Annotated in this window: 26 protein-coding genes and 1 tRNA gene; 12 read left to right on the top strand and 15 right to left on the bottom strand. The window is 64.8% G+C overall.

The features are described 5' to 3' along the window. Window positions 1–13 precede the first annotated feature (13 nt). Window positions 14–820 (bottom strand): glycosyltransferase family 2 protein, encoded by an 807-nt coding sequence (locus ACUZUJ_RS19535; RefSeq protein WP_101766142.1) that lies wholly within the window; start codon window positions 818–820, stop codon window positions 14–16. Here ACUZUJ_RS19535 and ACUZUJ_RS19530 point away from each other — a divergent pair. After that, window positions 819–1,877 (top strand): CDP-glycerol glycerophosphotransferase family protein, encoded by a 1,059-nt coding sequence (locus tag ACUZUJ_RS19530; protein ID WP_101766141.1) that lies wholly within the window; start codon window positions 819–821, stop codon window positions 1,875–1,877. The two genes, ACUZUJ_RS19535 and ACUZUJ_RS19530, sit on opposite strands and share 2 nt — an antisense overlap. 125 nt (window positions 1,878–2,002) lie before the next feature. On the opposite strand, the gene ACUZUJ_RS19525 is transcribed toward ACUZUJ_RS19530, so the two are convergent. The 4 genes from ACUZUJ_RS19525 to ACUZUJ_RS19510 form a co-directional block, all read right to left on the bottom strand. Continuing rightward, window positions 2,003–3,541, bottom strand: a complete 1,539-nt coding sequence (locus ACUZUJ_RS19525) for a PH domain-containing protein (RefSeq protein ID WP_458220793.1) — start codon at window positions 3,539–3,541, stop codon at window positions 2,003–2,005. Continuing rightward, on the bottom strand, window positions 3,538–4,038 hold the full coding sequence (locus tag ACUZUJ_RS19520) for a PH domain-containing protein (protein ID WP_119006813.1): 501 nt from the start codon (window positions 4,036–4,038) through the stop codon (window positions 3,538–3,540). The genes ACUZUJ_RS19525 and ACUZUJ_RS19520 overlap by 4 nt, the downstream gene beginning before the upstream one ends. Window positions 4,039–4,113: 75 nt before the next feature. Next, window positions 4,114–5,250 (bottom strand): GTP cyclohydrolase II RibA, encoded by a 1,137-nt coding sequence (gene ribA / locus ACUZUJ_RS19515; protein WP_014038626.1) that lies wholly within the window; start codon window positions 5,248–5,250, stop codon window positions 4,114–4,116. A gap of 73 nt (window positions 5,251–5,323) precedes the next feature. Next, window positions 5,324–6,244, bottom strand: a complete 921-nt coding sequence (locus ACUZUJ_RS19510) for a lauroyl acyltransferase (RefSeq protein WP_049443290.1) — start codon at window positions 6,242–6,244, stop codon at window positions 5,324–5,326. Between the two features lie 61 nt (window positions 6,245–6,305). Between ACUZUJ_RS19510 and dtd the strand changes: the two genes are divergently transcribed. From dtd to ACUZUJ_RS19490, 4 genes are all read left to right on the top strand, one after another. Continuing rightward, window positions 6,306–6,746 carry a D-aminoacyl-tRNA deacylase gene (gene dtd / locus ACUZUJ_RS19505; protein WP_458220792.1) on the top strand — a complete coding sequence of 147 codons (441 nt, stop codon included), beginning with the start codon at window positions 6,306–6,308 and terminating at the stop codon, window positions 6,744–6,746. 90 nt (window positions 6,747–6,836) lie between these two features. Beyond that, on the top strand, window positions 6,837–8,690 hold the full coding sequence (rpoD, locus tag ACUZUJ_RS19500; protein WP_014038623.1) for an RNA polymerase sigma factor RpoD: 1,854 nt from the start codon (window positions 6,837–6,839) through the stop codon (window positions 8,688–8,690). 133 nt (window positions 8,691–8,823) lie between these two features. Further along, on the top strand, window positions 8,824–9,492 hold the full coding sequence (locus ACUZUJ_RS19495) for a hypothetical protein (RefSeq protein ID WP_049443292.1): 669 nt from the start codon (window positions 8,824–8,826) through the stop codon (window positions 9,490–9,492). Window positions 9,493–9,562: 70 nt separating this feature from the next. Further along, window positions 9,563–9,638, top strand: a tRNA-Ile gene (locus tag ACUZUJ_RS19490). A gap of 273 nt (window positions 9,639–9,911) precedes the next feature. Here ACUZUJ_RS19490 and ACUZUJ_RS19485 read toward each other — a convergent pair. After that, window positions 9,912–10,412, bottom strand: a complete 501-nt coding sequence (locus tag ACUZUJ_RS19485; protein ID WP_147416426.1) for a hypothetical protein — start codon at window positions 10,410–10,412, stop codon at window positions 9,912–9,914. Window positions 10,413–10,450: 38 nt separating this feature from the next. Further along, a complete protein-coding gene (locus ACUZUJ_RS19480) occupies window positions 10,451–11,338 on the bottom strand; it encodes a hypothetical protein (protein ID WP_135968301.1) in 888 nt (295 codons plus the stop codon). Window positions 11,339–12,165: 827 nt separating this feature from the next. Between ACUZUJ_RS19480 and ACUZUJ_RS19475 the strand changes: the two genes are divergently transcribed. Further along, window positions 12,166–12,729 (top strand): P-loop nucleotide/nucleoside kinase family protein, encoded by a 564-nt coding sequence (locus ACUZUJ_RS19475; RefSeq protein WP_458220791.1) that lies wholly within the window; start codon window positions 12,166–12,168, stop codon window positions 12,727–12,729. A gap of 140 nt (window positions 12,730–12,869) precedes the next feature. Here ACUZUJ_RS19475 and ACUZUJ_RS19470 read toward each other — a convergent pair whose 3' ends face one another. From ACUZUJ_RS19470 to ACUZUJ_RS19460, 3 genes are all read right to left on the bottom strand, one after another. Then, complete coding sequence (locus tag ACUZUJ_RS19470) at window positions 12,870–13,430, bottom strand: fasciclin domain-containing protein (RefSeq protein WP_030002864.1); 561 nt, start codon at window positions 13,428–13,430, stop codon at window positions 12,870–12,872. Window positions 13,431–13,607: 177 nt separating this feature from the next. Further along, window positions 13,608–13,859: a hypothetical protein gene (locus tag ACUZUJ_RS19465; protein ID WP_030002865.1), complete on the bottom strand. Its 252-nt coding sequence runs from the start codon at window positions 13,857–13,859 to the stop codon at window positions 13,608–13,610. Window positions 13,860–13,951: 92 nt separating this feature from the next. Next, the gene (locus tag ACUZUJ_RS19460; protein WP_030002866.1) at window positions 13,952–14,197 is read right to left on the bottom strand and encodes a hypothetical protein; all 246 of its coding nucleotides are present in this window, start codon (window positions 14,195–14,197) and stop codon (window positions 13,952–13,954) included. A gap of 180 nt (window positions 14,198–14,377) precedes the next feature. Between ACUZUJ_RS19460 and ACUZUJ_RS19455 the strand changes: the two genes are divergently transcribed. Continuing rightward, window positions 14,378–14,809: a BLUF domain-containing protein gene (locus ACUZUJ_RS19455; RefSeq protein WP_030002867.1), complete on the top strand. Its 432-nt coding sequence runs from the start codon at window positions 14,378–14,380 to the stop codon at window positions 14,807–14,809. Window positions 14,810–15,101: 292 nt separating this feature from the next. Next, on the top strand, window positions 15,102–15,821 hold the full coding sequence (locus tag ACUZUJ_RS19450; RefSeq protein ID WP_233490880.1) for a hypothetical protein: 720 nt from the start codon (window positions 15,102–15,104) through the stop codon (window positions 15,819–15,821). Window positions 15,822–15,845: 24 nt separating this feature from the next. Here ACUZUJ_RS19450 and ACUZUJ_RS19445 read toward each other — a convergent pair whose 3' ends face one another. Beyond that, entirely contained in the window at window positions 15,846–16,238 is a 393-nt protein-coding gene (locus ACUZUJ_RS19445; RefSeq protein ID WP_030002869.1) for a DoxX family protein, read from the bottom strand. A 117-nt stretch (window positions 16,239–16,355) separates the two neighbouring features. Here ACUZUJ_RS19445 and ACUZUJ_RS19440 point away from each other — a divergent pair, with 117 nt between their 5' ends. Both ACUZUJ_RS19440 and ACUZUJ_RS19435 read left to right on the top strand, forming a co-directional pair. Continuing rightward, a complete protein-coding gene (locus ACUZUJ_RS19440; RefSeq protein WP_030002870.1) occupies window positions 16,356–16,775 on the top strand; it encodes an H-NS histone family protein in 420 nt (139 codons plus the stop codon). Between the two features lie 49 nt (window positions 16,776–16,824). Continuing rightward, window positions 16,825–17,232: a hypothetical protein gene (locus ACUZUJ_RS19435; RefSeq protein WP_049443294.1), complete on the top strand. Its 408-nt coding sequence runs from the start codon at window positions 16,825–16,827 to the stop codon at window positions 17,230–17,232. A 22-nt stretch (window positions 17,233–17,254) separates the two neighbouring features. On the opposite strand, the gene ACUZUJ_RS19430 is transcribed toward ACUZUJ_RS19435, so the two are convergent. Next, a complete protein-coding gene (locus tag ACUZUJ_RS19430) occupies window positions 17,255–17,896 on the bottom strand; it encodes a glutathione S-transferase family protein (RefSeq protein ID WP_049443295.1) in 642 nt (213 codons plus the stop codon). Window positions 17,897–18,030: 134 nt separating this feature from the next. Between ACUZUJ_RS19430 and ACUZUJ_RS19425 the strand changes: the two genes are divergently transcribed. Continuing rightward, window positions 18,031–18,321, top strand: a complete 291-nt coding sequence (locus ACUZUJ_RS19425) for a hypothetical protein (RefSeq protein ID WP_049443296.1) — start codon at window positions 18,031–18,033, stop codon at window positions 18,319–18,321. Window positions 18,322–18,329: 8 nt separating this feature from the next. On the opposite strand, the gene ACUZUJ_RS19420 is transcribed toward ACUZUJ_RS19425, so the two are convergent. After that, on the bottom strand, window positions 18,330–19,133 hold the full coding sequence (locus tag ACUZUJ_RS19420) for an AraC family transcriptional regulator (RefSeq protein WP_458220790.1): 804 nt from the start codon (window positions 19,131–19,133) through the stop codon (window positions 18,330–18,332). A 7-nt stretch (window positions 19,134–19,140) separates the two neighbouring features. Between ACUZUJ_RS19420 and ACUZUJ_RS19415 the strand changes: the two genes are divergently transcribed. After that, window positions 19,141–20,091: a DMT family transporter gene (locus ACUZUJ_RS19415; protein ID WP_182474400.1), complete on the top strand. Its 951-nt coding sequence runs from the start codon at window positions 19,141–19,143 to the stop codon at window positions 20,089–20,091. Window positions 20,092–20,105: 14 nt separating this feature from the next. Here the strand turns inward: ACUZUJ_RS19415 and ACUZUJ_RS19410 are convergent, their stop codons facing one another. Both ACUZUJ_RS19410 and ACUZUJ_RS19405 read right to left on the bottom strand, forming a co-directional pair. Continuing rightward, window positions 20,106–21,131, bottom strand: a complete 1,026-nt coding sequence (locus ACUZUJ_RS19410; RefSeq protein WP_458220789.1) for an IclR family transcriptional regulator — start codon at window positions 21,129–21,131, stop codon at window positions 20,106–20,108. Window positions 21,132–21,389: 258 nt separating this feature from the next. Beyond that, on the bottom strand, window positions 21,390–24,224 hold the full coding sequence (locus ACUZUJ_RS19405) for a TonB-dependent receptor domain-containing protein (protein ID WP_458220788.1): 2,835 nt from the start codon (window positions 24,222–24,224) through the stop codon (window positions 21,390–21,392). Window positions 24,225–24,683: the final 459 nt, after the last annotated feature.

The raw sequence follows: 24,683 nt of genomic DNA, 5'->3' as shown, positions 1-24,683 counted from the left end.
CAGGGCCCGGCGATCAGCGGTTCGGCGGGTCGGCCACGGCCTGGCCGTTGCCCAGCATCCACAGCATGATGGTCTTCTGGCGCACGTAGTTGGCGCGCACATAGGCGTAGACCAGACCGTGCCAGCCGTCGCGGAAGCCACCGCGGAACACGAAGCCGCGCCAGAACCGCCAGGCCGGGGCCAGCACCAGCTTGCCCAGCGTGGCCCGCTTGCCGCGTGCGAACTCGTGCTCGGCCATCATCCGCGCGTACTTCTCGGTCTTGGCCAGCTGCTGCTGCAGGGAGCGGTACGGGTAATGGACCAGATCGCCGCGCAGGGTGCCGACACTGCCGTCGACGCTGGCCGCCTCGTGGATCTCGCGCTTGCCGCGCCAGCCGCCGCGGCGGCGGTCGAACAGGCGCATCACCCGGTCCGGGTAGGCGTTGCCATGGCGCAGGAACTTGCCGAAGTACTCCGACAGGCGCGCGAAGCGATAGCCGGCATGGCCGGCGAAGCCACCGTCGCGGGCCTGTTCGATGGCCGCGCGCAGTTCCGGGCTGATCCGCTCATCGGCATCCAGGCACAGCACCCAGTCGTGGCGGGCCTGCTCCACACAGAATGCCTTCTGGCTGCGGAAACCATCGAACGCGCGCTGCAGCACGCGGGCGCCTGCGGCCTCGGCGATGGCCACGGTGGCATCGGTGGAGCACGAGTCCACGACGATGATCTCGTCGCAGAAGGCCAGCGAGGCCAGGCAGTCGCCGATGCGGCCGGCCTCGTTGAACGCGATAATGCAGGCCGAGATGCGAGGCCGTTCGATGGGAGCGGTCGTGGAGGACATGATGGCCGGGTACCTGTTGTTTGCGACGGAGCGCTATGCGCTGCCTATTCTCGCCCCGTTGGCGCAGGCCTTGCACGCCTCCGGGCAGGAGGTGGCGGCCTGGTTCGAGGACGGCGCGGCCGGCAGCAGCCTGCCGGGTGTGCCCAACATTGGCCTGAAACAGGCCCTGGCGATGCGGCCGCGTGCCGTGTTCAGCGCCGCCAACTGGGTGCCGACCTTCCTGTCCGGCGCCAAGGTGCAGCTGTTCCATGGCTTCAACGTGGAGAAGCGGGACAGTGCGCGCGGCCACTTCCGGGTGCGCGGCATGTTCGACCTGTACTGCACGCAGGGGCCGGCCACCACCGGGCCGTTCCGTGAGATCGCCGCCCTGCAGGGCCACTTCGCGGTGGCCGAGACCGGCTGGCCGAAGCTGGACCCGTTGTTCCGCGACGACGGTGGCGAGAGCGCCGCGTTGCGCGCAGCGGCGGGCGGGCGTCCGGTGATCCTGTTCGGTTCGACCTTCACCGAGCGCCTGAGTGCAGCGCCACACCTGCATGCGCAGATCGCCGCTGACATCGCCGAGGGCAACCGCTACTGGCTGCTGACCCTGCACCCGAAGTGCCCACCGGAACTGTTCGAGCGCTACCGCGCGCTGGCCGGTGCCAATGCCCGCTTCATCGAGCCCGAGCAGGTGATGGCCGCGCAACGCGCCGCCGATGTGCTGGTGTCGGACACCTCGTCGATCGTTTCGGAGTTCATCGTCCAGCACAAGCCGGTGGTGACCTTCCGCAACCGCGTGCCCAAGCCGCACATGATCGACTTCGACGACCCGGCGCAGCTGCCGGTGATGCTGCAGCGTGCGCTGCATCCGGACGCCGCGCTGCAGGCGGAGATCGTGCGCTACGCCGACGCCATCCATCCATACCGCGATGGCCTGTCCAGCGAGCGGGTGATCGCGGCCACCGAGGATTTCCTGTCCGGTGAAATGGGTGTGTTGCGGCGCAAGCCATTCGGCAGCTGGGTGCGCGACCTGCAGATCCGCAAGGACCTGGGGTACTGGGGCCCGTCGCAGCGCTGATCGGGTTGATGTGGATCCACGCCATGCGTGGATGCACGGCCCCGCTCGCGGTAGTGCCGGCCGCTGGCCGGCAACCTCGGGAATGTCTCCGGTTGCCGGCCAGCGGCCGGCACTACCTGTATTGCTTACCAGCGCAGCTTGCGCCGTGCCAGCGCCGCCGCCAGCTGCTCCATCACGTGTTGCGCCTGCGCCTGCGGCAGGTAGTGAAGGGTCAACGCCACATCACCGTGTGCACCGGCGGTATCCAGCTGCAGGCTGCTGGTGCCGAGCAGCTTGTCCAGCGGTGAACGCTGCAGGCGCAGGCCCTGCACCTTGTCCAGCTCGGCCCAGCGCCACCAGCGCTTCCACCAGCCGCCGCGCACGGCCACGTAGTGGTCATCCAGGTACCAGCCCATGCGCGCCATCTGCCGATGTGCCACCAGCAGCGCCACCGGCAGCCATGCGAGCACGACCAGCCCCCACGATCCCCAGCGCCAGTACGCGGCCGCTGCCAGCAACGGCACCAGCACCAGCGCGCCCAGGCACAGCCGCCACCAGCCACGCTGCGGGATGGACTGCCACTGCGCCGGTGGCCACTGCAGTTGTGGCAGCAGGTGCTGCACCAGCTGCGTGCAGCGCTCCTGGGTTGCCAGCGGCGCCAGCTCGCGCAGGGCGCGATCCTCATCGCGCGAAGGGCCGCCGGCAGCGCTGTCGATGCGCAGCTGGCGCAGGCCGAACCAGCGATGCAGGGTGCTTTCGCGCAGCGTCCAGGCCTGGATGCGGCGACGCGCGACACTACTGCGGGTGCGGCTGAGCAGGCCGGCCGACACGGTCAGGCGGCGATCCTGCTCGCTGAGGGTGAAGCCGTGATAGCGCAACAGGGTCAGCACCACCGACAGCGCTCGCAGCGCCAGCCAGCCCAGCAGCAGTGCGGCAGCCAGCAGCAGGAAGGCGCCGGCCACGCCGGGATGCAGGTGGCTGGCATAGCCGAAGGCTTCCTGGCCGCCACGCTGGATGGCCGCGTCCATCACCGGTCGCGGCACGGTCTGGAACAGCACACCGAAGGCGGCGATCGCCAGTGCCCAACCGCGGTTGGAGAGCAGGCCCATGCGCACCACGTCCCAGCTCGACAGGCGCAGCAGCACCTGTTCGGTGTCGGCGTTGGTGAGCGAGGGGGCGGCGGCAACGTCAGCGGCCTGCGGTGCCTGCCCACGCTGGCGCACCAGTCGTTCCAGCGCCAGCGCCTGGTCCAGCTTCAGCACGCGCATCTCCGCTTCCGGGCGCACGCCGCCGGCCGATTCCAGGCGCAGCTCGGCCACGCCGAACAGGCGGTGCAGCGGGTTCTGCCGCACTTCCACGTTGTGGATGCGGGCGAATGGGATCTCGCGGCGGTTGCGCGCCAGCAGCCCGCTGCGCACGGTGATCGCATCGCTGCCGATGCGGTAGCGGTAGCTGAGGTACTGCAGCACCGAGACCAGCACCAGCGCGGCAATCGCAGACAGCGGAATCAGCTGCGCCCACATCGGGTCGCGATCGCCGCGCTGGCCGAACACAAGCAGCGCGACCAGCGGCAGGAAGTAGTGGCGCAGCTGCATCAGCAGCACGAACAACCACGACCACGGGTGCAGGCGATGGTCCTCGCCACCGGCAGGTAGCGATGCGGGCAGGGGCGGCGGCAGGCTCACAGGGCGTCGGCGTCCTGGTCGAGCTGATGGGACAGGGTGTCACGCAGGCGCTCGGCGTCGGCCTCGTCCAGTCCGCTTACGGTCACTGCGCTCATGCGGGTCCCGGCGGTGTGCACGATCAGCGTGGCCAGGCCGGCACGGCGTTCCAGCGGGCCGCGGCGCAGGTCCAGGTGCTGCACGCGCGAAATGGGGATGCGCGTTTCCAGCTGCCACATCAGGTCGCGGCGCAGGCCCAGGCCCTGGGCATCCAGCCGCCAGCGGGTGCGGGTCAAGCGCCGACGGCCGAGCCAGGCGCCGAAGACGATGCCGATCAGCAGCCCAAGGGCGGCCGTCCACAGGCCGCCGGGCAGATCGAAGAACCACGCGGCCGCGGCCAGCGGCAGTCCCGGCACGAACAGGCCGCCGAAGGCGCCTTCCAGTGCAGCGAGGCGGGCAGCGCGTTGCGGCAGCGACTGCCAGGCATCGGTGGGCGGGGAGGGCAGGAGGACGTCGGTCACGCGGGCTCCGTCAGGCGGCAGGGCGGGCGATGGCGGCCGAGACCGCACCGCGCAGACGGTAGCAGGTCGGCTGCGTTACTGGGCAGCCTGGATCAGCGCGTCGACATCCAGCATGTGGCCTGCGCGATCGGCCTTGGTGCGCAGGTAATGCTCGTTCTCGGCGGTGATCTCGCCGGTGACCGGAATGCAGTCCAGCACCTCGATGCCGGCGTTGCGCAGGCGCTGTGCCTTGGTCGGGTTGTTGCTGAGCAGGGCCACGCGCGAAATGCCCAGGCCATGCAGCATCGCCACCGCACTGCCGTAGCGGCGCTCGTCGGCACCGAAGCCCAGCTGTGCATCGGCATCGATGGTGTCCAGGCCGTCGTGCTGGTAGCCGTAGGCGCGCATCTTGGCGGCGATGCCGGTGCCGCGGCCTTCCTGGTCCAGGTACAGCAGCACACCGCCGCCCAGTTCCTTCAGCTTGCGCAGGCCGCGCCGCAGCTGGTCGCCGCAGTCGCACTTGAGTGAGCCGAACAGGTCGCCGGTCAGGCACGAGGAGTGCACGCGTACAGGCACCACCGCCGACAGGTCTGGTTCGCCGACGATGATCGCGACCTGGTCGCGCTGGGCCACGCCGCCGCGGAACACCGCGAAGGTGGTCATGCCGACGTCGCGCAGCGGCACCGGCGAGCGCGCCACCAGTTCGTAGTCGTGGGTGGCGTGGGCCGCGCCCTCGGCCAGATCGCAAAGCGCCACTTCAGCAGCGCCATTGAAGGTGCTGTCATCTGCATCCAGGCGCACAGCCACCATTGCCGGCAGCAGCAGGCCCAGCCGGGCCAGCTCCACCGCGCCGGCATCGAAGGCGTCACCAGCGCTCCAGCCATCCGGCATCGGGCCGGGCTCGCGCAGGTAGCCCAGCGAGGGCAGGGCATCGAAGGCGACACCGGCCAGCGGCAGGCGCGCGCCTTCCGGGGCCTCCACGCCGAGCACGCGGGCGCGGGTGGCGGTCAGGAACAGGTAGTGGCGTTCGCGCGCGGCAGCGGCGAAGGCAGCGAAGCTGCTGGCGGTGGCACTGTCCAAGGCGATCACCGCCAGGCGCTGGCCCTGGCCATCGTGGAGCAGCACCGGGCGGCCGGCACGCAGTTCGGCCACCGCGCGTTCGCAGCGGATCGCGGCGGGATCGCCGAACAGGGAAGAGGCAGCAGGCATGGCAGGACCGGGGGAGGCGGACATCGCAGTCTCTATGGGGGCGCCGGCGTCGTATTCAACGTGGTGCGGCCGCCGGTCGCAGGTGACCGGACAGCCGTCAGTGCGGATGCTCTTCGGTCGCGTATGGGTCTTCCTCGCCGCTGCCCGGTGGCCGCAGCGTATAGCGCTTGTAGGTCCACTGGTACTGCGTCGGGTCGCGGCGGGCGATGCGCTCGATGCCAGCATTGAGCGCGGTGGCCGCCACCTGCGGGTCCGGATCAGCAACAGCCGGGTCGGTCGGCTCGATGTGCAGGGCGAATTCCATGTCCGGCCCGATGCGTTCGCACCAGCCATACAGCACGGTGGCGCCGGTGCGCTCGGCCAGCCGGTTGACCAGGGTCATGGTCAGTGCCTGCACGCCGAAGAACGGCACGAACACGCCGTCGCCGGCCTTGGGCTGCTGGTCGGGCAGGATGCCGGTGGCACCGCCGTCCTTGAGTACCTTGAACAGCTGGCGCACGGCCGGACCCTCGGCGCGCACCTGCTGCACGTTCTGGCCGCCCCGCACCAGCTGCAGGAAGGCATCGCTGGCCTCGTCTTCCGGTGGCTTGTAGACGATGGCGATCTGCCCGCGCGAGGCCAGCCACTGGTTCAGCAGCTCCCAGTTGCCGAAGTGCGGCGCGGCCACGATCACGCCCTTGCCGCTGGCCAGGGCCGCGTCGTACAGGGCTTCGCCGTGGCGCTGCTTCAGGTGCAGGCGCAGGTTGTCGGCCGGTTGCTGGCTCCACAGGCGCAGGGTCTCGATGGCCTGCAGCGCGGTGGAGCGCAGCAGTTCGCGGTGCAGGCGGTCGCGTGCAGGACCGTCCAGCTCCGGGTAGGCCAGTTCGAGGTTACGCCGGGTGACGCGGCTCTCACGAGCGTTGAGACGGACCCACGTCCACGCCAGGGCGTACGCGAACCCCCGCAGCAGCGGCCAGGGCAGGCGGGCGAACAGGGTGGTGGCGCGGTAGACCAGCCGGGCTTTGCGTTGCGGATTCATCGGCGCCAGTTTAGCCAAGGGCGCTGCTATCGTGGCCGGCCCCGTTCATTGGAAGCCCACGATGCTCGTCCTGATCCAGCGTGTCAGCCAGGCCGCCGTCCATGTCGACGAGGAGGTGGTGGGGCAGATCGGCCCCGGCCTGCTGGCCCTGGTCGGCATGGAACCGGGCGATACCGAGGCCCAGCTGCAGCGGATGGCCGAGCGCCTGCTGGGCTACCGGGTGTTCGCCGACGAGGCCGGAAAGATGAACCGGTCGCTGAGCGATACCGGCGGCGGGCTGCTGCTGGTCAGCCAGTTCACCCTGGCGGCCGATACCCGTTCGGGCATGCGGCCCAGCTTCACCAGCGCCGCGCCGCCGGACGAGGCTGAACGCGGGTTCAATCGATTTGTCGACATCTGCCGTGAAAATCACGCGCCAGGGGTGGAAACGGGCCGGTTTGGTGCCCATATGGTCGTCAGCCTGGTCAATGACGGTCCCGTGACCTTCCTTCTCAGGCCCTGAGCCTGCGGGACCACCGCCCGGCAGGCAGGGCCCCGGGCTGGTATAATGCTACGTTCCCTATTTCTCCCTAGCCGGTGGCGCGAGCACTACATGGCCAACGAACGTCCTGCCCAATCCGAAATCAAGCAACTGATCAGCAAGGGCCTGGAACAGGGCTACCTGACCTACGCCGAAGTCAATGACCATCTGCCGGACGACATGGTCGACCCGGAACAGATCGAAGACATCATCGGCATGATCAACGGCATGGGCATCGATGTCCATGAAGTTGCGCCGGATGTGGAAACCCTGCTTCTCAACGACGGCAACACCGGTAACCGCGAAGTCGATGACACCGCGGCCGAAGAAGCCGCCGCTGCGCTGAGCGCGCTCGACACCGAAGGTGGCCGTACCACCGACCCGGTGCGCATGTACATGCGCGAAATGGGCACCGTCGAGCTGCTGACCCGCGAAGGCGAAATCGCCATCGCCAAGCGCATCGAGGAAGGCCTTTCGCAGGTCCAGGCCGCCCTCGGCCAGTTCCCGGTCTCGGTCGAGTCGCTGCTGACCGACTACGAAGCCCACAAGGAAGGCAAGAAGCGCCTGGCCGAAGTGATCGTTGGCTTCAACGACCTGGCCGACGAAGAGCCGGCGCCGCCGGCGGCTGCTGCCGATGACAGCAGCGATGCCGACGCCGAAGGCGACGAGGACGAGGACGATGATGTCGAGGGTGGCGAGGAAGAAGCCGCACCGACCGGTCCGGATCCGGAGGAAGTCGCTGCGCGCATGCAGGCGCTGAGCGATGCCTTCAATGCCTTCAAGAAGGCGGCGACCAAGGGCGACAAGAAGAACCTGCCGCGCCTGCGCGAAGAGATGTCCGCGGTGTTCGTCACCCTGAAGCTGCCGCTGCCGCTGACCGACGTGCTGACCAAGCAGCTGCGCGACACCATGGCGTCGATCAAGGCCCATGAGCGCCGCGTGCTGAACCTGGCGACCGTTACTGCCCGCATGCCGCGCAAGGACTTCATCCGCTCCTGGGAAGGCAACCAGACCAACCTGGAGTGGGTGGAAGACGCACTGAAGCGCAAGCAGAAGTGGTCTTCGGCCCTGCGCGAAGTGAAGGACCAGATCATCGCCGAACAGCAGGCGACGATCGACATCGAGAAGCTGACCCAGCTGGACCTGGAAGAGCTGAAGGAAATCAGCCGTGCCATGGCCTACGGTGAAGCCAAGGCGCGCAAGGCCAAGAAGGAAATGGTCGAGGCCAACCTGCGCCTGGTGATCTCGATCGCCAAGAAGTACACCAACCGCGGCCTGCAGTTCCTCGACCTGATCCAGGAAGGCAACATCGGCCTGATGAAGGCCGTGGACAAGTTCGAGTACCGCCGCGGTTACAAGTTCTCGACCTACGCCACCTGGTGGATCCGCCAGGCGATCACCCGCTCGATCGCCGACCAGGCGCGCACCATCCGTATTCCGGTGCACATGATCGAGACGATCAACAAGTTGAACCGCATTTCCCGCCAGATGCTCCAGCAGTACGGCCGCGAGGCTACGCCGGAGGAGCTGGCCAAGGAAATGGACATGCCGGAAGACAAGATCCGCAAGGTGATGAAGATCGCCAAGGAGCCGATCTCGATGGAAACCCCGATCGGCGACGACGAGGATTCCCATCTGGGCGACTTCATCGAGGACACCAACGTGGAGTCCCCGATCGAGAACACCACCAACATCAACCTGTCTGAAACCGTGCGCGACGTGCTGGCCGGCCTCACCCCGAGGGAAGCCAAGGTGCTGCGCATGCGCTTCGGCATCGACATGAACACCGACCACACGCTGGAAGAGGTCGGCAAGCAGTTCGACGTGACCCGCGAGCGCATCCGCCAGATCGAAGCGAAGGCCCTGCGCAAGCTGCGTCACCCGAGCCGCTCGGAGCAGCTGCGCAGCTTCCTGGATATCGATTGACGCGTATCCGCTGCACATGAAGCACCTGACAGACCCCGCGCAAGCGGGGTTTGTTTTTTGCCTGCGATCATCCGCGTTGCAGGCGACGGGATAGGATACGTGTCCTGTTTTCGCCCTGGTCAATGGAATGCCGATGAAACTGCCGATCCTGCTGCTCTCGCTGTCACCGCTGGTTGCCTGGGCGGATACTCCGCAACCACCGCCATGCAATGCCGAGAGTTTCTTCAGCAGCCAGTTCGACTATGCCGTGGGCCGCGTGGTCGACGCCGGGCAGGTGCTGCTGCTGGGCGAGGCAGAAGGCTGCCTGGACGAGGAACGGGACGGGTGCCGCAGTGGCGAGGAGATGGAACCGGGCACCGGCCTGGTGATCGGCGACCGCTGGAACAGCTACTACTGCGTGAAAGCACGTCCGCCGAGCAAGGAGGTGGTGGGCTGGGCGCCGGAGTCGCGCGTGATGAAAACGAGCAGCTACGTCGAGACCAGCCTGACCGACTGGGTCGCCCATTGGGAACGCAGCGACGGAAATGCCATCGACATCGCAGCCAAGGGCGACGCATTCGAACTGAGCGTGCCCGGTAGCGACGAGGGAGCGGCGCCGCGGGTTCTGGGCCGTGCTGCAGCAGAGGAGGATGAGGACGTGCTGCATCTGCATCAGGGGCGCTGCACGACGCGAGTACTGCTGCGCGGCACCGACCTGGTGGTGGCCGACAACGGACAGTGCGACGAGCGCGAGCGCAGCCTGCGCGGGGAATACCACAACCGTGCGCCGTTGGAGCGGTTGATGCAGCGCCTGGGGCAGTAATGGCGTGAGGGCCTGGGGTGGCGCGCAGTGGAATCCCGATGGCGGCCTCACTACACTGTGAGGCTGCGCAGGGCCTATAGCTCAACGGTTAGAGCAGGGGACTCATAATCCCTTGGTTCCAGGTTCGAATCCTGGTGGGCCCACCAACTCATCCAGTGGCTTACATCATTTCAAAGGCACCGCTATGCGGTGCCTTTTGCGTTCGATGCCTATGCAGTGTCTACATTTCAGTTGATACCGATGCCGGTGCCTGGGAAGGGTCATTCGTTGCGCATCCACTGCTGCACATCCGGGGCGCCTCGATGCGGGATCCGGTCGTCGCGCTTCCACTACTTCTCGCCGTTGCAGGATCAATGCTGATGTTCATGCAAGCGGGAGGTGCTGTTCCCGCTTGCCTGATCTGTTCTGCGCTTCCAATGCTACTTCGGGCGAATAGGAGTAATCGGTTTGATCGTTACCTTTCCGCTGCCGCTGCCTCCGCAGTTGCCGTGGCAGCCTCCACCCAGGTTGGCTCCGCCCGTGCCACCACTACCTCCTCCGCTGCCGCCGCCAGCGCTGCCGCGACTGGAGGGCGGACGCGTGATGGGCTCCTGGTTGGTTCCGTTCCAGTCATTGCTGTCTGTCAACTCGTAGGTGGCGCAGTGCGTCGCGTTGCAGACGATGACTTTGGAACCTGCCTGAATTGAGAATTCGAATCCCCCCTTTCTCTGCTCGTTCGTTACATCTCTGTATCTATTCAGGAACGCCTTCGTGGCGTTGTCTGGAATTCGAGCCTGCAACTGACACGTACTACAGTTGACTGGGCCAAAGACGGTGGGGGCAGGATCAAAGGGCCAAATCGCATAAGCCATGGGAAGGGCTGCAATTGCGACCACCAGGGAAGTTGCAATCAACCATTTCTTCGAAATCATTGCTTTCATCGTGCGCCATGTTGGGTGAGTAGGAAACTTTTGTTGGATTACAAGCAGCAGGATCTGTATATAGCCTCAGACATCTCGTTGGATCGCTCTATCTGGTTGGGCTGTAACAGTTTGGAGAGCCTCGCAATGGACGCCGCCGATTGGCTGTTGGGTTGCGCGCGCTGATATGCGAGCCAGTATGCAAGGCTCTTTTCAGGGGATTTATCGGCAATGATCCCTCGGTCATGGATGTCAGCAAGGGCTTCAATCGAGTCGACGCTTCCCAGTGATACCGACTCACTAAGATAATCAATCGCATCCCTTCGATAATTGGTTATCCGCTCCGGATCCTTGAGCGCCTCAGTCAAGTCGCCAATGATGGCTTTCGGGTCTTTGGCGAAAATCAGTCTCGCTTCGACCGATCCTTGGGCGGCAGCAAGAGAGAGCCAATTCTCATCTCCGATTTCCGTTCGCCCTATCAGTCCTTGGCAGTGGTCAATCTCCTGTTCGATCTTCCTTGAGTACTGCTCCCCCAGGCCCACTGATGCGTAGGCCTTGTACTCATCGGCATCACCTGAGTTAAGCGCCCGCTTGCAGCTGGCAATGCGGTTGTGGATCTCATAGCTCGACTGGGCATCGCCCGCCCGTGCAGCCGCGATGCGCCTGTCAATGTATTCCGAGGCATCGCCTTCGTAGTGAGGTGCTTCGATCTTGAGCAGAAATGCCTTCCCACTCAAAGCCACTTTTGATTCGATGGATTGGGGTGGAGAACGCAAGGATTGATGAATGCTTGATTCAGATGCGACATCCGTTGGCGAAGTGCTTTTTTCACTGCGAGGAGCCTCATGCCCTTTGCTTCCTGTGACATCGGATGGTCTGCAGGCCAGCCAGGAAATGGTTGCGACTACGCCGATGACGACCATTCCATATCCGAGACTTCTACTCATCTTCACCTGATTCCTTTCCCTTGTCGTGGCAGAGCTTTGCGATGGGCTGGACCTCGGGCCGTGGTGATAACGGATTTTGGCGCTGATCCCCTGCCTCTCGATTCCCGCGGTTTCATATTGCGGGTTGATATTCACTGTCAACCAGAAATTTGTTGTGGCTGGCTACACTTGCTTCTTGCGTGTTCTCAGTCACGCATCACTGGACGTAAAGCGACAAATGCCCTTCTTCGGGAGGCGAGTGCATGAGTGGCAAAATGGCCATTCCGTGCCGCGGTAGGACTTGGCTTCGTTCGCTCGTTCGCCCGGCGGCGGCCGCCGCAGTTGCGATCTCATCGCGAAGGTTGCGCCCTCACTTCTGGTGCGGCCGCGACGCGATCGCGTTGACCGTTGGCCTTGGTGTATCTGTAGCGGAACTTCAGCCCACCGCCGGCGAGCTTCCGCACATCCGGGCAGCCCACACCATGCGACGCTGGATCCGAGGCCCATTTGACGATCGGCAAAGTGGCCAGTCCGTTCTCTCTGAGCATTCCCTTCATTGCGCCCATTGGCGATCGCTCGGCGGCCTTCTGTCAGCGGAAAGAGGTAGACAATGATGAGCGAAGATGGTCGCGCGGCCTGGGAAAATCAGCCGCTTGGTTTACAGCCGGAACGTCTGTGGTGACGCGTGGAGGCCCTGTAGAATCCTCAAAATGCTTCGGTTCCAGGTTCCAATCCTGGTGCGACCAGAAAATGGAAGACACTTGGGCTTCGGTCTCAGTGCCTTTTTTGTGCCGCCGGCAGAATTCACGTGGCGCAGAAGCGCGTGGCTGCCAGTGGTGTAGTCGAACATGATCGTCGATAACGCCATGAGGAATGGCTCAATCACTATGGCAACGATTCACCTGGTCGAAGGGCCCGTCGGTGCGGGCAAATCCACGTTTGTTGCCGAGCTGCGAAGTCTGCACACGGCGGCAGGATTCATTCTGGACGCGTGGTTCGTACGGCTGTACAGCCCGGACCGTCCCGCCGCCAACCTGATGGAATGGTATGCCGCAAGGAAGGCGCGTTGCATGGCGCAGATATGGATCACAGCCTGCGAAGTGCTCGATACGGGTCGCGACGTTGTACTCGAGCTGGGCCTGGTGGAGAGAGCCAGCCGCGAGAGCTTCTACGCGCAGGTCAGGGAGGCGGGCTACGATCTGGCCGTGTATCTCCTGGATGCCCCACGTGACGTTCGTCGTGATCGCATCCGCCAGCGCAATCGGGAGAAAGGCCCAACGTTTTCCATGGATGTGCCGGATGCCTTCTTTGAGTTGGCGAGCGACCATTGGGAGCCCATGGACCAAACCGAATGCGAGATCTACGACGTCCAGGTAGTCACCTGGAATCCAGGGTCTGCTTCTGGTGGATGAGGGATATCAAGGCTGCCGGGCGCTTCAGGAGCGATGTGATGGCGTGTCATCTGCCCCGCAGCCGCGATTCTGGTTCAAGGAGGGCGACAGCGGCAGCCGCTACGCGACTGCCGCTCATGTGGACGTCCTGCTGCGTGCAGCTACTTCGGCATCAACACGGTGTCGATCACGTGGATCACGCCATTGGACTGGCCGACATCGGCAATGCTGATGCCCGCCTTGCCGCCCTTGGCATCGATGACCCACAGCTTGCCATCGTGCAGAGCGACGGTGAGCGATTCACCTTCAACGGTCTTCAGCATGGCCTTGCCGCCGTGCTTCCTGGCATCGGCCATCAGCTGCGCGGAACTGTAGTTGCCCGGCACTACGTGGTAGGTCAGGATCTTGGTCAGTTGTGCCTTGTTTTCAGGCTTCACCAGCGTATCGACCGTGCCGGCAGGCAGCTTGTTGAAGGCCGCATTGGTGGGCGCGAAAACGGTGAAGGGGCCGGCTCCATTGAGTGTATCGACCAAGCCTGCGGCCTTGACTGCCGCAACCAGGGTCGTGTGGTCCTTGGAGTTGATGGCGTTCTGGACGATGGTCCTGGTGGGATACATCTCCGCTCCGCCGACCATCACGGTGTTGGCGGCGAAGCTGGCTGAAGTGGCTGAAACGAGTACGGCGAAGCTTACGGTGGCGGCTATCCGCTGAAGAGCTTTCACGGCGCGTTCCTCTATGGGAGGCCCGCAAGGCGCGGGCATCCTACATACGCGCTGGCGCGGCCGTTGGATGCAGGTAGATGCGTCCGGGGCTTCCTGGCCTGGAGTGGCGATGCGTTGTAAAAGCCGAGTGAACGTCTGCTTCTGCCGGTTCGCTACGCAGTACGAGCCCGGTGTCCTTCAGCGGCGCGGATGGCGGATGTCCGATGGGCAGATCGAAAGGCGCGCGTTGCTGATGGCCTGGCGGACACCACAGGTGCGGCATGAGAGCACGGTTCCACCGGCAACGTGTTCCATCTCATGCTCGCCCCAGATGCTCGTGGATCCGCACGCAGTGCAGGTGGCGACGATCTGCAGTGCGCGGGCCAGCGTGCCCTGCTCTCCAGGCGTGTAGGTGAGATCGGTGATCTGAAAAATGCCGGTATGACTCATGGGAATGCCGGGATGGTGCCTGTTGACGAACGATAGAGCCAACCAGGTATCGGTCGTGTCGGTGCCGCGTTGATGGATGGTTGAAGTGCAGGCTATTCGTCGTTGCGTCGGTTGAGCTCTTCAAGCCGTGCGCGGCTGACTGACTGGTGATTGCCGCAGGTGGGGCAGCTGAGGGCCGCCGCACCGTCGAGATCGACCAGGCCATGGTTGGGAATGGCCCTGAATTGCCAGGAACACTTGATGCAGGAGCAATCGATCCGGGTGACCTGCAGCAGGGTGCCGTCCGCCCGCGTCACTCCCTCGACGCTGATTACGTAGAACTGTCCGATGTCACGCATGAAGATGAACGAAACCCCTGAATCCGTAGGGCGCCCATCATGCTGTTTTGAGGGCCATCTGGGACAAAGGTGGTTTGATCGAATTCTGAAGAGTTAAGAATTCGAGTGACGGTGCGGACTTGTTCCCGGTGCTAGGGTATGAATAGGTGCCGTCCCGGCACATCCTTCAAGGCAGAAGCCATGCCCCTTCGGGCTGTTGTTTACGCAAGTCAGGTTGCCGCGGATCTCTCCGCGGAACGTTTGGAGTCGTTGGTAGCAGATGCCGCCAGGTTCAACAGGATGGCCGGGGTTACCGGTGTCCTGCTGCACGACGGTGATCGATTCGTGCAGTACTTCGAAGGGCCTGAAGACGGCGTTGCGAGTGTCTACGAGCGTGTGATGCAGTCGACGAGTCACACCGGCATCGTTGAGCTGGCGCGAGGTCGTGTGTCTTCGCGACAGTTCCCCTATTGGGCGATGCATCGGCTGCCGGCAGATCAACTGCTGGTGGGGAAGCTGGCGAGGGCGGATTGGTCGCGCTTCAAGAAGAGCGGGCCAGACGACATCGCCGGCTCAATGCGGGGAATCGACGTGCTGGCCGTTGCAGTAGCACCGTACGTTGAGGCCGCGTAGGGACTGAGCTGGTTCCAGAGATGGGAAGGCTCACGTCGCAGTGGGACAAGCAATCCAACGCCGCCCGAGTGAGAGTTGGGATACGAGGACTGAGCGCCTTCCGCACGGCGTTCCAGGGCGTTATCAGCATGTCCCCGTCCGCTTGCCGGGATCATTTCCGTATCCGGCGGCGTGCGCAGGAGTGAATACAGACCGCGGGGGGGCGTGGTTGACGGCATGGTGTCGATCCATCGCCAGCACGCCCGTGTCACCGCGAGGGGGGGCGTCGACCACAGGTATGCTGGGCGTGCAGATGTTGATTCCGATCCCGACAGGAGACCGCATGATGCACAGTACTTGTACGTTCTTCCTTCTGGTTGCATTGCAATGCGTTCCGGCATTCGCGTCCGACGCTGGCGAATCACCCAAGCGCCCGTCTGTTGAAACCTTGAAACGCCTGATTGTCGACAAGGCACCGCAGACGCGCGTGCAGACACCGGACCATGAGCGGATCACTGCACGGCGCATCGACATCATCGATGACACGGGCGTGATCCGCATGACGCTGTCCGGCAAGACGCCGGCGCCGATCATCGATGGCCTGCAGTACAAGCGCGCCTTCAACGTGGCCGGCATGGTGCTGTATGACGATAAGGGCAGCGAGCGCGGTGGCTTCGGTACTGCCGATGTCGACGGTGGAATGGCGGTGCTGGCACTGGATCATCCGGCGATGGATGCGATCGGCTGGCGGGTCTCGCCGGACGGGGCGGTGAGTTTTTCGATCAACCAGGCGCCAAAGCTGATCCGCGAGCCTGCGCTGGGCAACAAGCTGATTCCCGGCGTGCAGGCACCGACCCGAATCGGCCTGGTGGTCGGCTCTGACGGCACGCCGGCCATTGCGTTGAATGACAAGGCCGACCGTACGCGGTTGCGGCTGACCGTCACTGCGGAAGGCTATGGTGCGATCGAGTTTCTGGATGCGCAGGGCAAGGTGATCCACACGCTGGCGCCAGAGGCCGAACTTCGCCGCTAGCGCGTGCCGACCACGGATCGACGCTTACCCGCGCCGCCCTCTGCCATCAACGCTGTAGCGCCCGGCCCCGGTGCAGGCCAGCAGCAGGAACCCACCGGCCAGCCCCAGGTTCTTCAGGAACATGATCTGCTGGGTCTGGTCGGCGAGGTTGTGGTGGAAGATGAAAGCGGTGACCAGGCTGAATCCCACCAGCACGATCGACACCAGCCGGGTCTGAAAGCCAAGCAGGATGCACAGGCCGCTGCCGATCTCGAAGGCGATGGTCGGCCACAGCAGGATGCCGGGCACGCCCATCGCTTCCATGTAGCCCTGGGTGCCGCTGAGATCGCCGAGCTTGCCCAGCCCGGAGACCAGGAACAGCGCCATCAGCAGGATGCGTGCAAGCAGGTAGGCGAGCGAATGCGATGAAGTGCTCAAAGGGATGTCCTCGGGGATGGCCGACGCAGGCGATCGGAGCCCACCGGCGGTGAAGCCCGTGTCTACGCGGAGGCAAGCCGCCTTGACACGGGCCGCGCGGCAGTAGACCTTTCCAGCATGACGATCGATATTGAATCGCTCAGCCTTCGGGAGCTGGGCGCCTTGGTGGTTGCCGCTGAACAGCGGAAACAGCTCATTTCCAACCGCCGTCCAGCCAGCGCGGTGCGGCGGATGTTGAAGGCCGCCGCGGCCGAAGCGGGGTATACCCTCGAAGAGCTGTTCGGTGGAGAGGCCATCGAAGCGGACGCACCCAGCCGGAAACCGGCACGGCGCAGAACCGGGAAAGTAGCCGCCAAATACCGTGATCCGGAGTACAAGCGACTGACCTGGTCCGGCCGTGGGCGCATGCCGCGCTGGCTGGCCTCCAAGGTCCAGAAGGGCTACAAGGTCACCGACTTCCTGATTCCCGGCCTGGCCCGGCCCACGGCGCGCAAGAGCAGTCCGATCGGCAAGCGTACGGTCTTCAAGAAGGATTGAGCCTGCCACGCTGCTACCCTGCCGGGGTCTTTGAACGAAGGAGCACGGGATGGCACACGATGGCAGCATGATGGTCTCGCCCAGAGTCCTCTACATCGCGGCAGGCGCTGCGGTGCTGGTCAGCGTGCTGGCCTGGGCGGTGGAATGGAGCGGAATGGCCTATGTCTGCCCGTACTGCCGCGTGCAGCGCACGGTCATCGGCGTGCTGGGTCTGCTGACGCTGTTCGCGCGCCCGGGCGGTCTCATCGTGCCCTGGTTGTCGTACACCGCAGGTGGCTTCGCGTTCGTGGTCGCGGCGATGCAGCACTTCAACGGCTGGAAGCGCATATCGGCGGGCGACTTCAGTTTCAACGATCAGTGGTACATCGATCCCTGGCTGTTGTCGGGCTGTGCGATGCTGATCCTGGTGGCACAGCTGACGCTGGTGCAGGCCGCCTGCCGGCGCAGGCGGCACTGAAGACCCCGCGCGGGGCGGAGCGCTAGGCGTTCTGGAATACCGCCAGCTGCGCGGCGAAGGCGCGCTGGTAGGCGGGCCGCTGCGTGGCCCGGGCCACATAGGCGGCCACCTGCGGGTACTCGTCGAGCAGGCCGCTGCTCTTCAGGCGCAGCAGTACCGAGACCATCATCAGGTCGCCGACGCTGAACTCGCCGTCCAGCCATTCCGCCCTGGCCAGCCACGTCGACAGCTGTGCCAGCCGCGTCCGGACCCGCTCATCGAGCATCACCTGCCGCTGCCCATACCAGGGTTGCTCGCGCTCAAGCACCCAGGCCATGGAGCGCTCGACGATGGGGGGCTCTACCGTGCTCAGTGCAGCGAACAGCCACATGATCGCGCGCATGCGGGCGTCCGGGTCGCGCGGCAGCAGGCCGGCATGCTGCTCAGCCAGATGCAGGACGATGGCGCCGGATTCGAACAGGGTCCGGTCGCCCTCCTGCCAGGTGGGAATCTGCCCGAACGGATTCCGTGCCAGGTGCGCGGGCTGCTTCAGCTCGGCGAAGCTGAGCAGTTGCACGTCATAGGCTACGGCCAGTTCCTCCAGTGCCCAGCGCACGCGCATGTCGCGGGCCAGGCCCTGGCCGCGGTCGGGGGAAGTAGCGAAGGCGGTGAGGATCGGGGGCATTGGAGCGCTCCTGCAGGCAGAGGGGCCTGCTTTTCCTGTTCCGACGAACAACGGGGCGGGAATTCGACACTCGAGTCTGTGCCCGTGTGCAGGTCACGCCTACAATTGCCAGCTTCCTTCACCGGCAGGATGCCATGCGCGGTCATTCCCGTTTACCACCCTTCTGGATGCTGGCCTCGGCGCAACTGCTGATCGCGGTGATCCTGGCCTCATCGTGGTTCTACGTGAATGCGAAGGCTGTCCTGGCGGGTCCGCCGAACCCCGATCAGTACGTGAACACCTGGGACTTTCAGATTGCGGTGTTCCTGTTCTACTGGCTACCCGCAGTGCTTCTGTTCATGGGCATTCTGCTGGGCATCGAACGGTTGGCGCTGGCGCCTCGGTATGCACGCCAGAAGGCCGCTGCCAGGCAGGATGCCAACTGACGCCACCTCTACCCGGCCCGATGCTGCTTCCGGTACTGATCGGGCGTGCACTGCGCGTGCCGCTTGAACATTTCGGCAAACGCGCTGACGCCTGAATAGCCCAGCTCCTCGGCGATGCGGCCGATCGGCTTGCGTGTGCACAGCGCCTCGGTGGCGCGCACGAACTTCACCCGTCCACGCCAGTCGCCGAGTGACATGCCCAGTTCACTGCGCGCCATGCGCTCCAGCTTGCGCACGCTCATGTGATGCCGCTGCGCGATCTCGGCCACGGATTCGGCCGTGGACAGGTGTTTCTCCACGTATGCCATCACCTGCTTCAGTGCATCACTGCTGGCGATCGGCAGGAAGCTGGGCAGAACGGCGGCGTTGATGATCTGGTCGATCACCACCGCGGCCATGCGCCGTTGGCCAGGCGTCTGCGGATCGGTCACGCCCTGGCGCGCCAGTTCGTGCAGCAGTTCACGCAGAAGGGGCGTGACCTCCAGCGCCCGGCAGCGCGTGGGCAAGCGGCGCGACAACGCTGGCGACAGGTAAGCCGATCGATAGGCCAGCACCGATCGGTTGCGCGAGTAGTGGGCCACGCCAGGCGGAATCCAGAGCGCATAGTGCGGCGGGGATACCATCCACTCACCCTCGATCTTCATTTCCATCACGCCCTGCGCAACGAAGTTGAACTGTCCCCAGGGATGGCTGTGCGTGCCCCAGTCGGTGGGTTCCATCGCACCCTGCCGGAAGTAGATCGGGCCGGGCAGCTGGCGGAAGGTGGGGATGGGTTCCAACGGTTGCCGCAAGCCTGGGTCGGAGTGGCGCATTTTCGGGATGTCCTTGATATGCGCCAAGCGTACGCTGGCCATTCCCCCGCGTACACCTGCCGTCTTGAACTATCTCTTCCCGATCCTCGCCTGCCTGCTGTGGGGCGCCAACACGATTGTCACCAAGCTGGCCTCCGGCTCGGTCGGTCCCATCGACATCGGCTTCTTCCGCTGGCTGGTGGCCGCGATCATCCTGCTGCCCTTCGCATGGCCACGGCTGCGCGGCCATCTACCGATCGTGCGCGCCAATCTGGGGCGCTTCCTGGTGCTGGGCTGCCTGGGCGGGGTGATGTACCAGTGCCTGGCGTACTATGCGGCGCACTTCACCTCGGCCACCAACATGGGCGTGATCCAGGCGCTGATTCCGTTGATCGCGCTGGCGCTGTCACGTCTTTTCATGGGCCATCCGGTGCGCGGTGCCGCCATCGTCGGTGCGGTGATCTCCACGGTCGGTGTGGTGGCTGTGGTGTCGCAGGGCGACCTGGCGCGGCTGGCGGTGCACGGCCTGAACCGCGGTGATGCGATCATGCTGATCGGCGCGTTGGCATTTGCCGCCTACAACGTGCTCATGCAGCGCTGGAAGATTCCGCTGTCGGTGCTGGAGTCACTGTTCCTGCAGGCCACGGCCGCATCGCTGATCCTGTTGCCACTGCAGCTGCTGGTCGGCAGCGGGGTGAACAACCTGACCGCTGTGGGCTGTATCGGTTTCGCTGCCGTATGTGCGTCGATCCTTGCACCCCTGACCTGGATGACCGGTCTTTCGCGGTTGGGTGCGGCGCGCGTTTCGGGCTTCTTCAACCTGGTGCCGATCGTGACGGCCGCACTGGCGGTGCTGCTGCTGGGCGAGTCACTCAGCGGATGGGTGCTGGGTGGCGGCCTGCTGGCAGTGTCGGGCGTGGTATTTGCTGAGTTCAGTGCCAAGCGCGCGACGCAGGCCACGGCGGAATCGCAGGCGTAGGCTGAAATGGGCGATCAGGCGTGCTGCGCGGTCGCCAGTGCCTGTTCGATCCGCAATTCCAGGGTATCGCTGTCGTGGCCGCGCTTGCCCTGCAGGCTGAGGTACAGCGACAGCGGGTCGATCACCGCGCCGACGCCGGTGAACGCCGGTGGATAGGCCCATATCTGCAACCGCACCTGCTGCGCGCAACCGGGGGCGACCGCCGGCTGCGCAGCAAGCGCGCGCCAGGCATCGATATGCAGTGCACGGGTGGTCACCACCGCTGGCGATCCGTCCGCGTCCAGTGCATCCCGACCTGCACGCGGCGCGGGTTGGCCCGCATCGGCCAGCAGGGTACCTACCAGGTCCCAGCAGACATCGACTTCTTTCAGTACCGGTGAGCGCAGGAAGGGTTGCGCCCTGGCCCAGACATCACGGCGATCGCCTGCCAGGCGCAGGAAACGTTCGCGGCCGCCCGTGGAGCGTTCGGCCAGGCCGCGCCCGACCAGCTCGGCGGACAACCGCGATGCGGTCATCGAGGTATAGCCTGCGGTGGCGCTGATCTCGCGGGGCGACCACCAGCGCGGCTGCCCGGACAACAGTACGTGGATCAGCACGGCCTGCGCCGAAGGCAGCAGCGAGATCGTCTTCTTCTCGTGGTCGGGCGCGTCGCGGAACTCGATGGCCAGGCTCGGTGCGAACAGCTGTGCGTGCGGCACCACGAAGTCGATGTGGTTCTCGACCAGGAAGCGTCGCTGTGTCGGGGTGAGGTAGGGCGAGACATACAGCACCAATGCGTTTGCTGCCGAGCGCAGGCTGCGTACGTCCTGGATGACGCGGCTGCTGGACTCGCCCGGCTCGCGGGCCACGGCGAGCATGGCAGGGGTTTCACCGTACAGGGTCAGCTCGGCGATGTGGTAGCGCGACGCCATCGCGCGCGGAATGGCGTGTGCCACCGTGACCGGATGCACCGCCGAGGCAAGCCCCGGCAGGACCCTGCGCAGGTAGCGCTGCGCGTCAGCGACCAGGTCGGCCAGGCCGGTGCGAACTGCCGTTGTCATCTCGTACTTCCCTAGCAACGGTCTGACCGGCATTGACGCACCGGGCCGTACCATTGCATGCAGTGGTGAACCTGGAGACGGGCATGCAGCATCGGTGCGCGTGGCCATCCATGCGGTCCAGCTCCCTTGCCGTCATGACATCAGTGTTGCCGGAAACCTTGGAGATTCCGTCGAAGAACGATGGAGATTGGGTGGAGGAAGTGTGCAGCGTGGCCGGCGGACTCCCCTGCCGCCGGCCACGCGCACGGCCCGTTCAGGTCAGAAGCGCTGCGAGTACTTCACGTACACGGTGCGGCCGATATCGAACCCTCCGTAGTAGGGGAAGGAGCTGGACGGCTTGGAGAACATGATCGGTCCCTGGTGGTTGAACACGTTGTTCGAACCCAGCGCCACGGTGCCGTCCCACGGCAGCTTGTAGCTGACCTGGATGTCATGGAAGGCGTTGCCACCCACCCTGCGCTGCGCATCCGGTTCGCCATAGGCGTAGCGGTCGGGCAGGGTGCAGGGGCGATTCGGCACGCAGCTCTCCACCATGCCGGAGTAGTAGCGCAGGGTGTACTGGGTAGTGAAGTTGCCCAGCTGCCAGTTCACGCCGAGATTGGAGCGCAGGCGGAAGATGCCCGGCTGGCCGACGCGGCCCATCATGATCGTTTCGCCGGCCGAGTTCTGGTTCTGCTCGTCGTAGCTGGAGACGTAGCTGTTCTGGAGGTCGAGGGTGAAACGGCCGAACGAGAATTCCGGCAGCCGGTAGCGGATGCCCAGGTCCCAGCCTTCGGTTTCCATGGCGCCGAGATTGGCCAGGCCATAGAACATGCTGGTGATATGACCGTCGCCCGCGCGCTTGACGCTGCCGCAGCGCGGCGCATTGCCGAGCACGTAGCAGTCACGCAGGATGCGGTCGACGCTGTCCTGGATGATCATGTTGGTGATCTTGTAGCTGTACCAGTCCAGGTTGATGTCCAGCCCGTCGACCCAGCGCGGGCTCCAGACCACACCCACCGTCTTGCTCTTGGACTCTTCCGGGCGCAGCTTCGGGTTGGAGCCGGTGGTGAACTCGTCGGGGGTGGCACACGGGTAGCTGGCGCAGGGCTTGAGACTCTGGTTCAGCTGCTGGTAGCCCAGCGGAACGCCGGCCGCATTGCATGCCGCATTGCCGTTGACGCTGTTGGTGGCTCCCGTGCCACAGGGATCGACGTAGGTCTGGAAGCTGGTACCCAGCCCACCGTAGAGGTCGGAGATGCTCGGTGCACGGAAGCCCTCGGCGAAGGTGCCGCGGATCATCAGCTCCTCGATCGGGCGCCAGGCAAAGCTCGCCTTGGAGTTGGTGGTGCTGCCGAAGTTGCTGTAGTCGGAATAGCGCGTGGCCAGGTTCACGGTCAGCTCCCTGGCGAACGGCAGGTCGCGCAGCACCGGCACGTTCACTTCGGCAAAGAATTCATTGAGGCTGTAGTCGCCGGCGGTGGTTGATGCGCCCAGCGCGGTGCTCTGGCGCGACTGCGCGAAGGCGTCGGGCACGAAGCGCCCTTCTTCCTTGCGGTACTGGTAGCCCAGCGCCACCGACAGCTCGCCGGCGGGCAGGTCGATCACCGGGCCGGAGATGTTGGCGAAGTAGCTGCGGGTCTTGGTGATGCCGGTATCGGTGAAGGTGGGGAACAAGAAGCGCTGCAATTCGGGGTCGGAGAGAGAGCCTGCCCCCGCGACACCGAATGGCAGCAAAGGATTCCAGGCCAGGCAGCCGGAGACCGGCGATGCCGCCGTGCCACACCGTGCCACGCCGTTGGCATCGAGGTAGGAAGCCCCCAATGCCTGCCGGGAAGCGATCAGGCTCATGTCGCCACGGCCTGTTTTTGTGACTTCATTGCGGTTGAACAGAGCGCCCACTTCCCAGTCATAGGCCTTGGTGGCCAGCTCGAAATAGCCGGACAGGCTGGGGGCGATGCGCAGTGACTTCAGCTTGCTTTCGGTGGTGCGCGGCAGCTCCCACAGGCGGCGATTGAACTCGACGTTGCGCCCGACCGGGTTGAACACGCTGCCGGCCGACAGCGGTGTGCCGAACTTGGTGGACTGGTACGGGTAGCCTGCGATCTGCTGGTCGGTGATGCGCTCGTTGTAGCCGATGTCGGTGCTGAACTTGATCTGGTCGGTCAGCGCATAGTCGGTACTGAGGAACAACGAGCGGCGCTCGATGCCGGTCTGCAGGTGCATCTGATCGTTGCCATTGGCGAACTCGGCCGGGGTGATCGGGTGGTAGTCGTTGGGGTTCTTCGGGTTGCCGCCAGGGTTGAGCGTCTTGAACACGGCATCGCCGGTGTTGCACTTGTAGAGCGCGGGGTCGCACCAGGAACCGTTCTGGCTGATGTTGCTCCAGTCCGCGCCGGGATAGTCGGGGCCGGCACCGCCATACTTCGAGAATGAACGGTCGCGCGCGAACACGGGATCGGACTTCTGGTACTCCAGGGCCAGCGTGTAGCCACCGCGCTCGCCGCGTGCGCCGGTAACCAGCGAGAACGTGCTGTCCTTGCCGTCGCCCTGGCTGAACTGGCCGTGCTGCACGGAGACTTCCAGGCCGTCGTAGTCCTTGCGGGTGATGATGTTGACCACGCCGGCGATGGCATCGGAGCCGTACAGTGCGGAGGCGCCGTCCTTCAGGACATCGATGCGCTCGACCGCACTCATCGGGATCTGGCTCAGGTCCTGCATGCCGCCGGTGGTTGCCCCCAATCGCTTGCCGTTGACCAGTACCAGCGTGCGGGTGGCGCCGAGGTTGCGGATGTCGGCGTAGTAGCCGCCGACATTCTCGCCGGACGCCAGCGCACGCGCGCGGGAGATGGCCGGTGAGCCGGTGGATGTCAGGTTCTGCAGCAGGTCGGCAATGGTGGTGAAGCCCTGGTGCTCGATCATCGAACGGGTGATGGCGATGATCGGCTGTTGGGTTTCGATGTCCACGCTGCGGATGGCCGAGCCGGTGACCTGGATGCGGTCGAGGTTCTTCGGTGTCTTGTCGCCGTCGGTCTGTGCGTGCGCGGCCGGTGCCCAGGCAGCGGCCAGCGCGGTGCCCACTGCCAGCGAAAGCAGGGTGTACGAGTGATGCATTTGGCTCTCTCCAAATCCAGTTGTATGGGCTCCGCACATCGCTGTGTCGAAACCGATCTGAAACTCCGCTATGCGGAATCGAGAGGAACCTAACATTCCGTTTACACGTCAATTACGTTATGGACGCGTTATCGTCAGCGCGCCGCGCCGTTGGTCGTGCACGAGGCATCCACGCTCCGTCCACGGGACGGGATGCTGCTCTGCATCAGTCTGCCTCTGCACCCATAAACGATGAAGGAGAGGTTGCATGAATGCCCCGGGAAAGCCGAAGCCCAGCTGGCGGCAGTGGCACGTTCTGCTTCTCGTTCTGGCGATCGTGCTGGTGATCGCATTGCTCGTCGTCACCGCGCCCTGGTGAATGCCGGACTGTTTGCTCAGTTCCCGTGAACGTTGTCGGGTCCGTGCATGAAGAAGTCAGTAAGTGTTGTGGATGGTGACGCGCGGATCAATCGGCGCTCA

The sequence above is a fragment of the Stenotrophomonas sp. S4 genome, assembly GCF_054187805.2.
The sequence above is the reverse complement of the archived record's forward strand: the minus strand, read 5'-3'. Positions and strand labels throughout refer to the sequence as shown.

What these genes read in the sequence shown, in the direction of transcription:
- ACUZUJ_RS19530 (WP_101766141.1), top strand. Translation starts at nt 819, where the DNA reads ATGATGGCCGGGTACCTGTTGTTTGCGACGGAGCGCTATGCGCTGCCT.
- ACUZUJ_RS19535 (WP_101766142.1), bottom strand. Translation starts at nt 820, where the DNA reads ATGTCCTCCACGACCGCTCCCATCGAACGGCCTCGCATCTCGGCCTGC.
- ribA (WP_014038626.1), bottom strand. Translation starts at nt 5,250, where the DNA reads ATGTCCGCCTCCCCCGGTCCTGCCATGCCTGCTGCCTCTTCCCTGTTC.
- ACUZUJ_RS19510 (WP_049443290.1), bottom strand. Translation starts at nt 6,244, where the DNA reads ATGAATCCGCAACGCAAAGCCCGGCTGGTCTACCGCGCCACCACCCTG.
- dtd (WP_458220792.1), top strand. Translation starts at nt 6,306, where the DNA reads ATGCTCGTCCTGATCCAGCGTGTCAGCCAGGCCGCCGTCCATGTCGAC.
- rpoD (WP_014038623.1), top strand. Translation starts at nt 6,837, where the DNA reads ATGGCCAACGAACGTCCTGCCCAATCCGAAATCAAGCAACTGATCAGC.
- ACUZUJ_RS19495 (WP_049443292.1), top strand. Translation starts at nt 8,824, where the DNA reads ATGAAACTGCCGATCCTGCTGCTCTCGCTGTCACCGCTGGTTGCCTGG.
- ACUZUJ_RS19485 (WP_147416426.1), bottom strand. Translation starts at nt 10,412, where the DNA reads ATGAAAGCAATGATTTCGAAGAAATGGTTGATTGCAACTTCCCTGGTG.
- ACUZUJ_RS19480 (WP_135968301.1), bottom strand. Translation starts at nt 11,338, where the DNA reads ATGAGTAGAAGTCTCGGATATGGAATGGTCGTCATCGGCGTAGTCGCA.
- ACUZUJ_RS19475 (WP_458220791.1), top strand. Translation starts at nt 12,166, where the DNA reads ATGATCGTCGATAACGCCATGAGGAATGGCTCAATCACTATGGCAACG.
- ACUZUJ_RS19465 (WP_030002865.1), bottom strand. Translation starts at nt 13,859, where the DNA reads ATGAGTCATACCGGCATTTTTCAGATCACCGATCTCACCTACACGCCT.
- ACUZUJ_RS19460 (WP_030002866.1), bottom strand. Translation starts at nt 14,197, where the DNA reads ATGCGTGACATCGGACAGTTCTACGTAATCAGCGTCGAGGGAGTGACG.
- ACUZUJ_RS19455 (WP_030002867.1), top strand. Translation starts at nt 14,378, where the DNA reads ATGCCCCTTCGGGCTGTTGTTTACGCAAGTCAGGTTGCCGCGGATCTC.
- ACUZUJ_RS19450 (WP_233490880.1), top strand. Translation starts at nt 15,102, where the DNA reads ATGTTGATTCCGATCCCGACAGGAGACCGCATGATGCACAGTACTTGT.
- ACUZUJ_RS19440 (WP_030002870.1), top strand. Translation starts at nt 16,356, where the DNA reads ATGACGATCGATATTGAATCGCTCAGCCTTCGGGAGCTGGGCGCCTTG.
- ACUZUJ_RS19435 (WP_049443294.1), top strand. Translation starts at nt 16,825, where the DNA reads ATGGCACACGATGGCAGCATGATGGTCTCGCCCAGAGTCCTCTACATC.
- ACUZUJ_RS19430 (WP_049443295.1), bottom strand. Translation starts at nt 17,896, where the DNA reads ATGCCCCCGATCCTCACCGCCTTCGCTACTTCCCCCGACCGCGGCCAG.
- ACUZUJ_RS19425 (WP_049443296.1), top strand. Translation starts at nt 18,031, where the DNA reads ATGCGCGGTCATTCCCGTTTACCACCCTTCTGGATGCTGGCCTCGGCG.
- ACUZUJ_RS19420 (WP_458220790.1), bottom strand. Translation starts at nt 19,133, where the DNA reads ATGCGCCACTCCGACCCAGGCTTGCGGCAACCGTTGGAACCCATCCCC.
- ACUZUJ_RS19415 (WP_182474400.1), top strand. Translation starts at nt 19,141, where the DNA reads ATGTCCTTGATATGCGCCAAGCGTACGCTGGCCATTCCCCCGCGTACA.
- ACUZUJ_RS19410 (WP_458220789.1), bottom strand. Translation starts at nt 21,131, where the DNA reads ATGACAACGGCAGTTCGCACCGGCCTGGCCGACCTGGTCGCTGACGCG.
- ACUZUJ_RS19405 (WP_458220788.1), bottom strand. Translation starts at nt 24,224, where the DNA reads ATGCATCACTCGTACACCCTGCTTTCGCTGGCAGTGGGCACCGCGCTG.